The organism is Pseudomonas sp. R1-43-08 (genome assembly GCF_003852255.1).
Taxonomy (GTDB): Bacteria; Pseudomonadota; Gammaproteobacteria; order Pseudomonadales; family Pseudomonadaceae; genus Aquipseudomonas.
In genome coordinates, this window is sequence record NZ_CP027734.1 from 893098 (window position 1) to 907333 (window position 14236).

General features: G+C 62.4%; 12 protein-coding genes and 1 tRNA gene. 10 read left to right on the plus strand and 3 right to left on the minus strand.

Going from position 1 to position 14236, the window contains the following annotated elements; genetic code table 11:
* Positions 1–6 precede the first annotated feature (6 nt).
* The 3 genes from C4J87_RS03915 to C4J87_RS03925 all read left to right on the plus strand — a co-directional run bounded on the left by C4J87_RS03915 (position 7) and on the right by C4J87_RS03925 (position 1039).
* Positions 7–420, plus strand: a complete 414-nt coding sequence (locus C4J87_RS03915; protein ID WP_124368933.1) for a pilin — start codon at positions 7–9, stop codon at positions 418–420.
* 64 nt (positions 421–484) lie between these two features.
* Positions 485–560, plus strand: a tRNA-Thr gene (locus C4J87_RS03920).
* A gap of 173 nt (positions 561–733) precedes the next feature.
* On the plus strand, positions 734–1039 hold the full coding sequence (locus tag C4J87_RS03925) for a DUF6388 family protein (protein WP_124361246.1): 306 nt from the start codon (positions 734–736) through the stop codon (positions 1037–1039).
* 119 nt (positions 1040–1158) lie between these two features.
* On the opposite strand, the gene nadC is transcribed toward C4J87_RS03925, so the two are convergent.
* Positions 1159–2007, minus strand: coding sequence for a carboxylating nicotinate-nucleotide diphosphorylase (gene nadC, locus C4J87_RS03930; protein WP_124365789.1), 849 nt, complete (start codon positions 2005–2007; stop codon positions 1159–1161).
* A gap of 246 nt (positions 2008–2253) precedes the next feature.
* Between nadC and C4J87_RS03935 the strand changes: the two genes are divergently transcribed.
* The 5 genes from C4J87_RS03935 to C4J87_RS03955 all read left to right on the plus strand — a co-directional run bounded on the left by C4J87_RS03935 (position 2254) and on the right by C4J87_RS03955 (position 8436).
* Positions 2254–4410 (plus strand): DUF1631 domain-containing protein, encoded by a 2157-nt coding sequence (locus C4J87_RS03935; RefSeq protein WP_124365790.1) that lies wholly within the window; start codon positions 2254–2256, stop codon positions 4408–4410.
* 61 nt (positions 4411–4471) lie between these two features.
* Entirely contained in the window at positions 4472–5035 is a 564-nt protein-coding gene (gene ampD, locus C4J87_RS03940) for a 1,6-anhydro-N-acetylmuramyl-L-alanine amidase AmpD (RefSeq protein ID WP_124365791.1), read from the plus strand.
* Complete coding sequence (ampE, locus tag C4J87_RS03945; protein ID WP_124365792.1) at positions 5032–5868, plus strand: regulatory signaling modulator protein AmpE; 837 nt, start codon at positions 5032–5034, stop codon at positions 5866–5868. Before ampD ends, ampE begins: the two co-directional genes overlap by 4 nt.
* A 145-nt stretch (positions 5869–6013) precedes the next feature.
* The gene (locus C4J87_RS03950; protein WP_124365793.1) at positions 6014–8044 is read left to right on the plus strand and encodes a methyl-accepting chemotaxis protein; all 2031 of its coding nucleotides are present in this window, start codon (positions 6014–6016) and stop codon (positions 8042–8044) included.
* A 35-nt stretch (positions 8045–8079) separates the two neighbouring features.
* Positions 8080–8436 carry a hypothetical protein gene (locus C4J87_RS03955; RefSeq protein ID WP_124365794.1) on the plus strand — a complete coding sequence of 119 codons (357 nt, stop codon included), beginning with the start codon at positions 8080–8082 and terminating at the stop codon, positions 8434–8436.
* On the opposite strand, the gene C4J87_RS03960 is transcribed toward C4J87_RS03955, so the two are convergent.
* Together C4J87_RS03960 and cra are read right to left on the minus strand one after the other, a co-directional pair.
* On the minus strand, positions 8383–9159 hold the full coding sequence (locus C4J87_RS03960) for a TatD family hydrolase (protein ID WP_124365795.1): 777 nt from the start codon (positions 9157–9159) through the stop codon (positions 8383–8385). The genes C4J87_RS03955 and C4J87_RS03960 overlap by 54 nt on opposite strands.
* Positions 9160–9161: 2 nt before the next feature.
* Complete coding sequence (cra, locus tag C4J87_RS03965) at positions 9162–10157, minus strand: catabolite repressor/activator (protein ID WP_124365796.1); 996 nt, start codon at positions 10155–10157, stop codon at positions 9162–9164.
* 294 nt (positions 10158–10451) lie between these two features.
* On the opposite strand from cra, the gene ptsP reads away from it, so the two are divergent.
* Together ptsP and pfkB are read left to right on the plus strand one after the other, a co-directional pair.
* On the plus strand, positions 10452–13310 hold the full coding sequence (ptsP, locus tag C4J87_RS03970; RefSeq protein ID WP_124365797.1) for a phosphoenolpyruvate--protein phosphotransferase: 2859 nt from the start codon (positions 10452–10454) through the stop codon (positions 13308–13310).
* Positions 13311–14231, plus strand: coding sequence for a 1-phosphofructokinase (pfkB, locus tag C4J87_RS03975; RefSeq protein ID WP_124365798.1), 921 nt, complete (start codon positions 13311–13313; stop codon positions 14229–14231).
* Positions 14232–14236 lie beyond the last annotated feature (5 nt).

The window sequence follows — 14236 nt, forward strand, 5'->3', positions numbered from 1 at the left end:
AAAGTGATGCGTCAGAAAGGCTTTACCTTGATCGAATTGTTGATCGTCGTGGCGATCATCGGCATTTTGGCCACGATTGGCTTGCCCATGTACACCAAGCACCAGGCCAAGGCCAAGTTCACGGCAGGGTTGGCGGAAATCAGCGCGTTGAAGGCCGGCTACGAGGATGTCATCAACCAAGGCACGGTGCCCAAGCTTGATCTGATCGGCGGCAACAGTCCCACCGCCAATTGCAAGATCGACGTGACAGGCGATGTTGCGACGGGTAGCGGCTCCATCAGCTGTGAAATCCTTGATGCGCCTGCGCCCGTGCTGGGCAAGACCATCACCTTGACGCGCAGCGCCAACACCGGCTGGACCTGTGTAACCACTGCCGATGCGCAATACGTCGCCAAGGGCTGTGGCGCCAACGGAGCATGACGGCGACCGGGCGGTGAGCGAGCCGGTTGCCGCATGTTCAATGCGGTGCTAGCTTTAGCCCACCGCCCGTGTAGCTCAGCCGGTAGAGCAGCGCACTCGTAACGCGAAGGTCGCAGGTTCGATTCCTGTCTCGGGCACCAAGGCAGCACTGTTTCAAGGGCCTGTTTCAAAGGCCTGTTTCAAAGGCAATGTTTTCAGATGATCCCAGAATGGTTCTGAAGGCCAGACGAGCGGGTATTCGCGCCCACTCTTTTGTATCTGCGCAACCTTGATGACCCAGATGCATCCCCATTCCTCGATCTAAGAGAACGACATGACCACGACTGAGATGACCCAGGAAGTTCGGCACCAAGCAGCACTCGACAAATACCTCGAGGCAACGCCGCAGCTTAAAGAAGAGATCAAGGACCTGAGCGCGGATGACCAGCGTGATCAGGTCCAGTGGGCATTCGAGGACGAGGCAGAAAGCCAGGGCCTCCAGCCTTGGGAACTGACCCTCAAATACACCTCTACACCGGAAGAGTTCGAAGCCACACGCCTTGTCTTGCACAAGGAGGCCGCCGAAGTGCTGGGCGTCGAATGGGAAGAGTACTGCGAGATGAACAACCTCGTAGTTTGAAGGCAGCCTGTAGGAGCGAGCTTGCTCGCGAAAAACGTTAACGATACCGCGTGAACTCTGAATGCACGCGGTGCCTTTGAGTTTTTCGCGAGCAAGCTCGCTCCTACAGTCAGGGCGCTTTAGATACTCAACCGCATCGACAAATCCACCGCCTTCACATCCTTGGTCATCGCGCCAATGGAGATGTAGTCCACGCCGGTCTCGGCGATGGGCAGCAGGGTGCTTTCATTGATCCCGCCGCTGGCTTCCAGCTTGGCCTTGCCCGCATTCAGCCGCACGGCTTCGCGCATGTCGTCCAGGCTCAGCTCATCCAGCATGATGATGTCGGCGCCCGCCGCCAAGGCTTCGCGCAACTCCTCAAGACTCTCCACTTCGATTTCCACCGGTTTGCCCGGCGCAATCGTGTGGGCGGCGCCAATTGCCTGGGCAATGCCTCCGCAGGCGGCGATATGGTTTTCCTTGATCAGGAAAGCGTCATACAACCCGATGCGATGATTGTGGCAGCCGCCGCAGGTGACGGCGTATTTCTGTGCCAGGCGCAGGCCCGGCAGGGTCTTGCGGGTGTCCAGCAGCTTGACCTGGGTGCTGGCGACGAAATCCGCCAGGTATTGGGCACGGGTGGCGACGCCGGACAGCATCTGCAGGAAATTCAGCGCACTGCGTTCACCGGTGAGCAGCGAACGCGCCGGGCCTTCAAGGTGAAACAGCGGCTGGTCGGGACTGACACGCTCACCATCGGCGACCTGCCAATGCACTGCGACGCGCGGGTCCAGTTGGCGGAATACCGTATCCACCCAGGCGGTACCGGCGATAACGGCGGCATCGCGGGTAATGATCGTGGCCTTGGCCAGCCGTTCGGCCGGGATCAGCTGTGCGGTGATATCGCCACTGCCGATGTCTTCCAGCAGTGCGCGGCGCACGTTGGCTTCGATTTCGGCGGTGAGGTCAGCAAGACGCAGATTCGGCATAACAGGCTCCACAAACAAAGTGTCGCGATTATAGGGGTTGTGTGGATTGGAACCCAGGCTGGTCAGTCATTTAGCGCGCAGGGGCAGAGTTTGCTGGCGCAACCGCCCTCATTTGCCAGATAATCTCGCGCCTTGCAATTGGCGTCATAGCTTTGACGTCCTGATGGTGACCAGGTATTGGCAGCGCCCAGAGGGCTTGCCTGCGTTCCTTGCCCATCTCAACACCCGCCGCTTCAGGAGGCCAGGATGCACAATGACGGGAAGGTGGTGCCGATCAAGCAGGCTCAAGCCACGCCATCGCCGCTCGCACGCCTGCCGGTGGTGGTGTTGCAGGTGCGTGACAAAGCCGCGCAACACCTGCAGCAGGGGTTGCAGGAACTGTTCGATAACGCCGACGACACGTTGTTCGAAATGGCCGACAAGGCCCGTAGCACCGTCGACCAGCATATTTTCTTCGAGGCCATGCGCGACCTGCGCCTCAAGCGCAAGAACTTCGAGCGCGTGTTCATGGAGCAGCTGTTTGCGGCCTTCGCCAACCTGGGCCAGGCCGATAGCGTCGGGTTGCATCCGGTGCCGGTGGTGTCCTACGAGGTGACCAGCGGTACGCGGGCGGATGCGCGGGAAAAGGCCGTGGCGCTGGAGGCGATGCTCGGTCGCGTGCAACACCGTGACGGCTTGGCGCTCGGGCAATTGAGCGCGCGGTTGAGTGAGGTGTTGGGCAGGTGCATGAGCGATCAGGAGAACCCACTGGGCCCGGCACGGCTTTGTCAGTTTTTTCTGCAGGCGGGCCGCAGCCTTGGGGTGGAGATCCGGGTCAAGCTGATCATGCTCAAGCTGTTCGAGAAATATGTACTCAGCGATGCCGACCAGCTCTATGGCGACGCCAATCAACTGCTGGTCGCTACCGGGGTGCTGCCTGAACTCAAGAGCGTGCCGTCCCGTCGTGCCGGTGGGCGTGCGGCGCGTGAGCTTCAATACCAGGCCCGTGCGCCAGCTGCCGAACCGCCGTGCGATGAAAGCGGCCAACAAGCCTTTGCCGCGTTGCAAGCCCTGCTGGTCGCGGTGCGCGGTAGCGTAGCGCCGACGCTTGAAGCCACTGCACAACCGCAACCCATCGCCACCCGAGACCTGCTGCGTCTGCTTTCGCATTTGCAACAATATGTACCGGAGCCTGCGGCGGAGGACGACTTCGACCTGCGCAACCAGCTCGAACAGTTGCTGACCCGGGTCAGCGTCAAGAGCGGCAAGTCGCGGGTGGTGGAGACGGCGGACGAGGATGTGATCAACCTCGTCGCCCTGCTGTTTGAGTTCATCCTCAATGACCGCAGTCTGCCCCACGCTTTCAAGGCCCTGATCGCGCGCCTGCAGATCCCGATATTGAAAGTCGCCGTGCTGGACAAGAGCCTGTTCAGTTGCCCCGGGCATCCGGCACGCCGCTTGCTCAACGAGATCGCCAGTGCCGCCCTGGGTTACAGCCCGCAGAATGGCGATCAGAACGACAGCCTGTACCTGCGTATCGAACAGGTCATCCAGCGCCTGTTGACTGAGTTCGTTGAAGACCCGGCGATTTTTTCGCAGTTGTTGACGCAACTGAGCGCATTCATTGAAGAAGAGCGTCAGCGCAGCGAGTTGCTCGAACAGCACACCCGTGACGTCGAGCAAGGGCGCCTGCGTACCGAGGTGGCCCGCCAGCGTGTGGCCCAGGCGCTCAACCGGCGGTTGTTGGGCAAGGCCTTGCCGCCGTTCGTGGTGCAATTCCTGCAACAAACCTGGAGCCAGGTACTGTTGCTGGCCACTCTCAAGCATGGCGAACAATCGGTGCAATGGCAGACCGAACTGCGCACCATGGACGACTTGATCTGGAGCGTCGGCCTGCGCGAAGACACCGAGGCCGGCCGGCATTTGCTCGAGCAATTGCCAGGGTTGCTCAAGGCATTGCGCGACGGGTTGGCCAGTGCGGCGTTCGATCCTTTCAGTACGCGTGAATTCTTTTTGCGCTTGCAGGCCTTTCACGTTCAAACCTGCGAAGGCGAGGGCGACGACAGGCTGATTGAAGTCCGCGAGCCCTTGGTTCTCGGCAGCCAGTTGTCGGACGCCTTGGAAGACCCGCCCGACGATGACCCGGACCTGCTCAAGGTTCACCAGTTACGGATCGGCGGTTGGGTAGAGTTCCAGCAGGGCCCGGACACCGCGCTGCGGTGCAAGCTCACCGCGATCATGGCGCCAACTAATCGTTATATTTTCGTCAGTCGCGCGGGGCTCAAGGTGCTGGAGCAAACCGCCGGCCAATTGGCCATGGCGTTCAAGCAGGGCGCCCTGCGCAGCCTGGACGAGGGTTTGCTGTTCGAGCGCGCGCTGGATGCGGTGGTTGGCAACCTGCGTCAACTCAATCGCGGCAAGTGATCGCAACGGCAGGGCGGAACGCGGCATACTGGTAACACTTCGTCTCATTCAAGGAGCCTGTATGCAGTTGGACCCCGTCAGCGGTTGGTTCGAGGGCATTCGCCATTGCCCTTCGCCCAACTTCAACGAGCGCCCGGCCGGCGAGATATCGCTGTTGGTGATACATAACATCAGCCTGCCCCCGGCTCAGTTCGCCACGGGCAAAGTGCAGGAGTTTTTCCAGAACCGCCTGGATGTCTCGGAACACCCCTACTTTGAAGGCATTGCCAGCCTACGGGTGTCTGCGCATTTTCTGATTGAGCGCGACGGCACGGTCACGCAATTTGTCGCGTGCCGCGACCGGGCCTGGCATGCAGGCGTGTCCAGCTTTGATGGGCGTGAGGTGTGTAATGACTTCTCCCTGGGGATCGAGCTGGAAGGCACCGACGAGCTGCCATTCACCGATGCCCAATACGCGGCGCTGATTGACCTGACGCGCCAGTTGCTCGCAGCCTACCCTGGGATCACTGCCCAGCGTATCTGCGGTCACAGCGACATCGCCCCCGGCCGCAAAACCGACCCGGGCCCGGCTTTTGATTGGATGCGCTTTCGCGGCGCGCTGCAGGATGGAGGACATAAACAATGAGTTTCCTGGTGCTGGTGTTGGCGGTGTGGATCGAGAAGTTCTCGGCCTTGCGCCAGCGGTTGCAGCGCGACGGCGGCTGGCTGCGTGAGCTGGCCAAGCTTGAATCGAGCCCGCGCATAGGGACGCGGCCGTGGCTGATCCTGCTGGTGCTGGTGGTGCTGCCCGTGGCCTTGCTGGGCTTGCTGCTGTTGGTGCTGGAACCCGTGGCCTATGGCTTGTTGGCGTTGCCGGTGCACGTCCTGGTGGTGATCTACAGCCTGGGCCGTGGCGATCTGCTGGCCGCGCTGGGGCCGTTTCGTGATGCCTGGCGGCGGGGCGATCTGCAAGCCGCCGAGCATGTGGCCGAACGTGACCTGACGCTGGGTGCCGACAACGGCGAGCAGTTGCTCGAGCGGGTTCAGGGCTATTTGCTGTGGCAGGCCTACCAGAGCTTTTTCGCGGTGATTTTCTGGTATTTCCTGCTGGGCCCGGTGGCCGCTCTGGCCTACCGCCTGCTGGCGCTGGCCAGTGAGCACAGCCGGAACCCGCTGGTGGCCGAGCGCGCCACGCAATTGCGTCATGCCTTCGACTGGCTGCCGGTGCGCCTGCTGGCGGCGAGCTTTGCCCTGGTGGGCAATTTCGTCGGGGTCAGTCGGGTGATGCTCCACGAACTACTGAACTGGGATATCAGCGCAGCACAGTTGGTGGAAAAAGTCGGCCTGGCCGCCGCAGAAATACCGCCGCCAGTGGTGGGCGCCGAGGGCATCAACAGCCTTGATCGCCTGTGGGAACTGCTGCTGCGTGCGGCGGTGCTTTGGTATGCCGGGTTTGCCATCTGGACCGTGTTGCCCTGAGCCACTCGGCAGGGGTTAACCCCCTGCCGTTAACCTTACGTTACAAAACTCCCTTTCAAATTGAGCTATACAGACAGAGCGCCAAATAGTGGCTATCTGCCGCCGCCCTGCGCCTCAATAAAAATAAAAGAAAGGGGGATCACCCGTGAAGCGCTTGCTCTATCCCGCCGTCGCATTGATGAATCGCCTGAGTTTCGGCATGAAATTCAGTCTGATCAGCGTGCTGTTCCTGCTGCCGATGCTGGCGACCAATTACTTTCTGGTGCGTGACGCCTGGGCTGAATTCCAGGGCACCCGCATCGAACTGCAAAGCCTCGATCTACTCGGCAGCAGCCTGATAGTGCGTCGCGAGCTGGAGGCGCTCAATAACCAGGTACAGATCAATACGACCCTCGGCCAGTCCGGCAAGGCCGGCGACCTGGAAGCCAGGATCGCTGCCGTGGAGCAGAGCGTGCTCAGCCGTGTGCAGGGGCTCAGCGCGATGGCTACCCAGCCCGAGCAGGTTGCGGCCTTCGACACCAAGCGTGACGAACTGATTGCCGCTTTCAAAGCTCAGCAACAGGAAACCTCACTGCTCAACAAAAGTGCGTTGATCGGCAAATTGCTCAACCAGGCCCAGATACTCAGCCAGATCATCGCCAGTCAATCCGGCTTGAGCCGTGATCCCCAGAGCGATCTGCGTCAGCTCAGCGACCTGATCACCGCCGTCACCCCACAAGTCACTCAGCTGCTGGGGGAGGGCCGGGCGATGGGCGCGTATTCCCTCGGACAGGGTTTTATCAATTCATCCTCCAGCACACGCTTCGACGAACTGCTGCAGCAGCTGGAAAAACTCCAGGGCGAATATGCCTTGAAGCTGCAGGATGCGCTTGGCGCCAGTCATGCCGCGCAGGCAGCACTCGATACTGCGGCGCAGGCCAGCCGGGCCAGCCTCAAGCAGGGTGCGGAGTTGTTCGAAGAACAGGTGGTGGTGGCTGAAACCCTCGACACACCGTGGCAGGGCTTTTACGACGGCGTCAGCCAACTGATGGCCAAGACCTATCAACTGGATGACGCCACCCTGGCATTCCTCAAGCAGCAACTGGAGCAACGCCTGGCACAAAAGCGCCTGCACATGCTGCTGCTGGTCACGGCGCTGGCGGCGGTGTTTGCGCTGATTTTCTATTTATACGCGGGCTTCTATGCGTCCACGCGCATGACCTTGCGCAGCCTCGGGGCGATGATGGACAAGGTGGCGGCGGGCGATATGACAGTCACCTTCGTTGCCGACAGTCGCGATGAGCTGGGGGACCTGGGCCAGGTATTCAATGGCACCGTGGCCAAGATCCACGACTTGATCGAACGCGTCGGGCACACGGTCGCCCAGGTCGAGCTGCAAGCCGGGCAGGTACAAACGGTGTCGGCGCAGAGCAACCAGGCAGTGGCCGGCCAACGCAGCCAGATCGAGCAAGTGGCAACCGCGATGAACCAGATGTCGTCCACTGCGCAGGAGGTCGCGCGCAGCGCCGCAGCCGCCGTCGGCAGCGCCCGCAGTGTCAACGATGAAACCGTCAGCGGCCGTGGGCTGGTGCAATCCCAGCAAGGCAGCATCGCGCGCCTGGCCACGGAGATCGATGAGTCGGTGCGGGTGATTAACCAGTTGGCGGCCGACAGCCAGGCCATCAGCAGCGTCCTGGAAGTCATCAAAAGCATCGCCGCGCAAACCAACTTGCTGGCGCTCAACGCGGCTATCGAGGCCGCGCGCGCAGGTGAGCAGGGGCGTGGTTTTGCGGTGGTGGCCGATGAGGTGCGTACGCTGGCCCAGCGTACCCAGCAGTCCACCGAAGAAATCGAGCAGATGATCGGGCGCCTGCACAGCGGCGTCGGCGCAGCGGTCAAGGCCATGGGCGCCAGCCATGACACAGCCAGTGGCACGGTGGGGCAGTCGGAAAAAGTCCAGCAGGCTTTGGAAAACATCCTTGGTGCGGTAGGAATGATCGTCGATCAGAACCAGCAGATCGCCGCCGCCGTGGAGCAGCAAACGGCCGTCGCCCATGAGATCGACCAGAATATCGTCGCCATTCATCGTGCGGGCGAACACGCGGCGCAGGGTGCCGACCAGACCGAAGCGGCCAGCCGCGAGTTGTCGCTGCAGGTGACGCAATTGAAGCAATTGATTGGCGCGTTTCGCGTGTAGGAATTTTCGTTCGGATTTGATGCTGTCTGGCGTGACTGAACGCCATTGCCATCGACGAACCCTTTATCTGTACGTATTGCCACGCGTGCCTGCAGCTGTGTTGCCAGAAACAGCTGCGCCAATTCCGCGCCCTGGACCAATGGGCGCGGGTGCGGCCGAGCATGATCATGCTGACATGCGTGACCTTGCTGGCGGCACTGTTTGCTGAATGGCTGGGGTTACTCACGGTGATCGGGCAGTTCAATATTTCCCTGACGACGCTGTTGATCCATTGCCTGGTGCTGCGCTACGCCCGTCATCGACAAAGGATGACCTTGAACCTGCAAGCCGTCAGCCCGCTACCAATTGAACACCTCGCACGCGTTGCGTGTGCTCGCCTCAGCCAGCCGTGAAGCGCTGATACCCATCCGTTCGGCCAGGGCGTGGCAGATAGCCGGCAAGTGCGCGGGGCTGTTGCGCTGGCCCGGGTACATGGCCGGGGCCATATCCGGGGCGTCGGTCTCCAGCACCACGGCTTCCAGGGGCAATTGGGCCAGCACCTTGTGCATGCGCAGGGCCTGCGGCCAGGTGGCGGCGCCGCCCAAGCCGAGCTTGAAGCCGAGCTTGATGTACTCGCGGGCTTCTTCCTGGCTGCCGGCGAACGCATGAATGATGCCGCCACGCGGCAGGCGGATGCGCTTGAGCGTGGCGATCACTGCCGCGTGACTGCGGCGTACATGCAGCAAGGCCGGCAGTTGAACGTCCACCGCCAGTTGCAGCTGGGCCTCAAACAGCGCTTGCTGGCGCTCGCGGTCCAAGTGCTCCAGAAAGTAATCCAGGCCGATTTCACCCACGGCGCATAGCTGCCGATGGCCCTGCAGTCGCGTCAGCCAGTCGCCCAACTCCAACAGGTCGGCGGGGCGATGCTCATCGAGATACACCGGGTGCAGGCCGAAGGCGGCGAACAAGCCTTCATCCTCCAGCACCAGATCCCACAACCTTTGCCAATTTTTCTGATAAACACCGAGCAGCACCATGCGCCTCACACCCTGATCGCGGCTGCGGGCGAGGACTTCGTGGCGATCGCCATCGAAGTCCGCAAAATCCAGGTGGGTGTGGGTGTCGATCAGCTCCACGCTCAGGCCTCGTGAATGCGCTGCTTGAAGGTGCGGCTGATCCCGTGCACGCCGGGCTGGTAGTGTTCTTCTTCAATGGCGGCCAGCGCCAGGCGCAGGGCGGTGTCGGCGATCAGTTGATGCTGCTGGGCCATGGCGTTGACCGGCAGCGGCAGGAAGTCCAGCAACTGAGTGTCGCCGAAGGTGCCCAGGCGCAATGGCCGCGACTTGAGTGGGAAGTCGTGCAGCGCGTCAAACACGCCTTGCAGCAGCACGTAGGACGTGGTCACCAAAGCGTCAGGCAAGTGCCCCAGGCGTTGCAGTAATTGCTCCATCAGCTGTCGCCCGCAGTCTCGGCTGAAGGCTTCGCCCTGTTCGATGATCACCTCTCCGGTAAAGCCGTGCAGGGCTTCACGGAAGCCTGCGGCGCGCTCCTGGCTGATGCTCAGCTCCGGGCGCGCGCCGATCAGCGCGATTTGCTTGGGCAACGGTTGCAGCAGGCTGCTGGTGAGTTGCTGGCAGGCTTGGCGGTCATCGCTGACCACCGAGCAGAACTCGCTGGGCTCCATGACCCGGTCGATGGCGATCACCGGCAAGCCTTTGGCCTGCAGCTCGCGATAGCTGTCATCGCTGGCCGGCAAGCAACTGGCGACGAACAAGGCATCGCAACGCCGCGCGCGGAACAGTTGCAGCAGTTGGCGCTCGCTGTCGGCCTCGTCATCGGAGCTGGCGATCAGCAATTGATAGCCGCGCGCCCGCGCACCCTGTTCAAGCAACTTGGCAATGCGTGCGTAACTGGGGTTTTCCAGATCCGGCAGGATAAAGCCCAAGGTGCGTGTGTGCCGGCTGCGCAATCCGGCGGCTTGTGGGTTAGGCGTAAAACCATGGGCCTGGACCACGGCCCGCACTCGCTCGACAGTCGCGTGACTGATGCGCTGTTGTTCGGCCTTGCCATTGATGACATAGCTGGCTGTGGTCACGGACACACCGGCCAGACGTGCGATATCACTGAGTTTCAAACCGGGATTTCCTTGTTTTTTAGAGCGTGCCCCGACATTTTGTTCAATCCTAACCGATTCCAGCCTGCGACCAATGTCCCACAGCAGGCGCCGAGTGGCCCTTCAAGCTTGCGCAATTAACGCGTAATCTGCCATAAATTCTAGATTAAACGTTTCAGCAAGCGTATTTTTACGATGTTCGCCACTGAGTAGCTACTGCCAATTGACTGCTCAGTCAGTTGTTTCCGAACACCGCTAAGCTGATTTATTCAAAACAATACCTAGTGCGCACCTCGCACTAACTAGGAGAACGGCATGCTCGAGCTCACTGTAGAGCAGATATCCATGGGCCAGGTGGCGGTGGATAAATCTGCTGCCTTGCACCTGCTCGCTGAAAAACTGGTGGCCGATGGCCTGGTCGCCGAAGGTTATCTCAGCGGCTTACAAGCCCGTGAAGCCCAAGGCTCGACCTTTCTCGGCCAAGGCATTGCCATTCCCCACGGCACCCCGGAAACCCGCGATCAGGTGTTTTCCACCGGCGTGCGCCTGTTGCAGTTTCCCGAAGGCGTGGACTGGGGCGATGGCCAGGTCGTCTATCTGGCCATCGGCATCGCCGCCAAATCCGATGAACACCTGCGCCTGCTGCAACTGCTGACCCGCGCCCTGGGTGAAACCGACCTCGGCCAAGCGTTACGCCGTGCCGGCTCCGCCGAGGCCTTGCTGAAATTGTTGCAAGGCGCGCCGCAGGAACTGGCGCTGGATGCACAGATGATCAGCCTGGGCGTATCGGCCGATGATTTCGAGGAATTGGTGTGGCGCGGCGCGCGCCTGTTGCGCCAGGCCGACTGCGTGAGCAACGGCTTTGCCGCCGTGTTGCAGCAAGTCGATGCGCTACCCCTGGGGGATGGCCTGTGGTGGCTGCACAGCGAACAGACGGTCAAGCGTCCGGGCCTGGCGTTCGTCACGCCGGACAAACCCATGCGCTACCTGGGCCAGCCACTTAATGGCCTGTTCTGCCTGGCCAGCCTGGGCGAAGCGCATCAGGCGCTGCTTGAGCGCCTGTGTGCCTTGCTGATCGAAGGACGCGGCCAGGAATTGGGCCGCGCCACCAGCAGTCGTGCCGTGCTTGAAGTGCTGGGTGGCGAGCTGCCGCCCGACTGGCCCAGCGCCCGTGTCACCCTGGCCAACGCCCACGGCCTGCATGCGCGCCCGGCGAAGATCCTCGCGCAACTGGCCAAGCAGTTTGACGGCGATATTCGCGTGCGTATCGTCGACGGCCCGGTCGGCGCCGTATCAGTCAAAAGCCTGAGCAAGTTGCTGAGCCTCGGCGCGCGGCGTGGCCAGGTGCTGGAATTCGTCGCCGAGCCGACGATCGCGGGCGATGCGCTGCCGGCGCTGTTGGCTGCCATTGAAGAAGGCCTGGGCGAAGAAGTCGAGCCGTTGCCGACGGTCAGCGCCCAGCCCGTCACTGCCGATATCGAACCGGTCATCAGCGCGCCGCTGCCCGGCAGCCAGATCCAGGCAATTGCCGCCGCGCCCGGTATCGCCATCGGCCCCGCGCATATCCAGGTGCAACAGGTGTTCGACTACCCGTTGCGCGGTGAGACCTGCGCCGTTGAGCGCCAGCGTCTGCACACCGCGCTGAGTGATGTGCGTCGCGATATCGAAGGCCTGATCGAGCGCAGCCAATCCAAGGCCATCCGCGAGATCTTCATCACCCATCAGGAAATGCTCGACGACCCGGAACTCACCGACGAAGTCGACACCCGTCTCAAGCAAGGCGAAAGCGCCGAAGCCGCGTGGATGAGCGTGATCGAAGCCGCCGCCAAGCAGCAGGAATCGTTGCAGGACGCCTTGCTCGCCGAACGCGCCGCTGACCTGCGCGATATCGGTCGCCGCGTATTGGCGCAACTGTGTGGCGTCGACACCGCTCGGGAACCTAATGAGCCCTACATCCTGGTAATGGACGAAGTCGGCCCTTCGGACGTCGCGCGCCTGGACCCGACCCGTGTCGCCGGCATCCTCACTGCCCGTGGTGGCGCCACGGCCCACAGCGCCATCGTCGCCCGTGCCCTGGGCATTCCTGCGCTGGTCGGCGCCGGGGCGGCGGTGTTGCTGCTCAACGCCGGCACGCCTTTATTGCTCGACGGCCAGCGCGGCCGCCTGCACGTCGACCCCGACACCGCCACCCTGCAGCGCGCGACGGTGGAGCGCGACACCCGCGAACAACGCCTGCAAGCCGCCTCGGCGCAACGCCATGAACCGGCGCTGACCCGCGACGGCCACGCGGTGGAAGTGTTCGCCAATATCGGCGAAAGCGCCGGGGTTGCCGCTGCGGTGGAACAGGGCGCCGAGGGCATCGGGCTGTTGCGCACTGAACTGATTTTCATGGCCCACCCGCAAGCGCCGGACGAGGCCACCCAGGAAGCCGAATACCGTCGCGTGCTCGACGGCCTCGACGGGCGTCCGCTGGTGGTGCGCACCCTCGACGTGGGCGGCGATAAACCGCTGCCGTACTGGCCGATCGCCGAAGAAGAAAATCCCTTCCTCGGTGTGCGCGGTATTCGCCTGACCTTGCAGCGCCCGCAGATCATGGAAGCGCAATTGCGTGCGTTGTTACGCTCGGCGGACAACCGGCCGTTGCGCATCATGTTTCCCATGGTCGGCAGCGTGGATGAATGGCGCGCCGCCCGGGATATGACCGAGCGCCTGCGCCTGGAAATCCCGGTGGCCGACCTGCAACTGGGGATCATGATCGAAGTCCCTTCGGCCGCGCTGCTGGCACCGGTACTCGCCAAGGAAGTCGACTTTTTCAGCGTCGGCACCAACGACCTGACCCAATACACCCTGGCCATCGACCGTGGCCATCCGACCTTGTCGGCCCAGGCCGACGGCTTGCACCCGGCCGTCCTGCAATTGATCGACATCACCGTGCGCGCCGCCCATGCCCATGGCAAATGGGTCGGCGTGTGCGGCGAGTTGGCGGCCGACCCGCTGGCGGTGCCGGTGTTGGTCGGCTTGGGGGTGGATGAGTTGAGCGTGTCGGCGCGCAGCATTCCCGAAGTGAAGGCGCGCGTGCGCGAATTCAGCTTGAGCGAGGCCCAGGGCCTGGCGCAAAAAGCACTGGCGGTGGGTTCGCCCGCCGAAGTGCGTGCCCTTGTGGAGGCCGTGTAGATGGCAAAGATTCTGACCCTGACGCTGAACCCGGCGTTGGACCTGACGGTGCGCTTGGCGCACCTGGCGCCCGGCGCAGTCAACCGCAGTGAAACCCTGCTCACCCATGCCGCCGGCAAGGGCGTGAACGTGGCGCAGGTGCTGGCCGATCTGGGCCATGAGCTGACCGTGAGCGGCTTCCTGGGTGAGGGCAACCCGCAGGCCTTCGAGGCGCTGATTGCACAACGTGGCTTTACCGACGCGTTTGTTCGCGTGCCCGGTGACACCCGCAGCAACATCAAGATTGCCGAGCACGATGGCCGCGTCACCGATATCAACGCACCGGGGCCTGAGGTGTCAGTGCAGGCGCAGAACGCGCTGCTCGAAAAACTGGCGCGGATCGCGCCAGGCTTCGACGCGGTGGTGGTCGCCGGCAGCTTGCCGCGTGGCGTCACCGCGCAATGGTTTCAGCACATGCTCGAGCAATTGAAAGGCCTCGGTTTGAAAGTCGCCTTGGACACCAGCGGCGAAGCCTTGCGCGCCGGTTTGAGGGCGGGCCCGTGGATGGTCAAACCCAATACTGAAGAGCTCGCCGAAGCGCTGGACAACGCCACCGATGCCATCAGCCAGCTGCATCAACAGGGCGTCGAGCATGTGGTGGTCTCGGACGGTGCTGCCGGCGTGAACTGGTACAGCGCGGGCGCAAACCTGCATGCCACGCCGCCCAAGGTGACGGTTGCCAGCACCGTAGGCGCCGGCGATTCGCTGCTGGCCGGCATGCTCCACGGCCTGCTGCGCGACGAAGCGCCTGAGCAGACCCTGCGCCGCGCCACGGCGATTGCCGCGATGGCGGTGACGCAAATCGGTTTCGGCATCAGCGATGACGCGCAGTTGGCGCGCCTTGAAAGCGGTGTCGATGTACACGCGCTGACAGAACAATAAGAGGG

What these genes read in the sequence shown, in the direction of transcription:
- ptsP (WP_124365797.1), top strand. Translation starts at nt 10,452, where the DNA reads ATGCTCGAGCTCACTGTAGAGCAGATATCCATGGGCCAGGTGGCGGTG.
- ampD (WP_124365791.1), top strand. Translation starts at nt 4,472, where the DNA reads ATGCAGTTGGACCCCGTCAGCGGTTGGTTCGAGGGCATTCGCCATTGC.
- C4J87_RS03935 (WP_124365790.1), top strand. Translation starts at nt 2,254, where the DNA reads ATGCACAATGACGGGAAGGTGGTGCCGATCAAGCAGGCTCAAGCCACG.
- pfkB (WP_124365798.1), top strand. Translation starts at nt 13,311, where the DNA reads ATGGCAAAGATTCTGACCCTGACGCTGAACCCGGCGTTGGACCTGACG.
- ampE (WP_124365792.1), top strand. Translation starts at nt 5,032, where the DNA reads ATGAGTTTCCTGGTGCTGGTGTTGGCGGTGTGGATCGAGAAGTTCTCG.
- C4J87_RS03925 (WP_124361246.1), top strand. Translation starts at nt 734, where the DNA reads ATGACCACGACTGAGATGACCCAGGAAGTTCGGCACCAAGCAGCACTC.
- C4J87_RS03915 (WP_124368933.1), top strand. Translation starts at nt 7, where the DNA reads ATGCGTCAGAAAGGCTTTACCTTGATCGAATTGTTGATCGTCGTGGCG.
- nadC (WP_124365789.1), bottom strand. Translation starts at nt 2,007, where the DNA reads ATGCCGAATCTGCGTCTTGCTGACCTCACCGCCGAAATCGAAGCCAAC.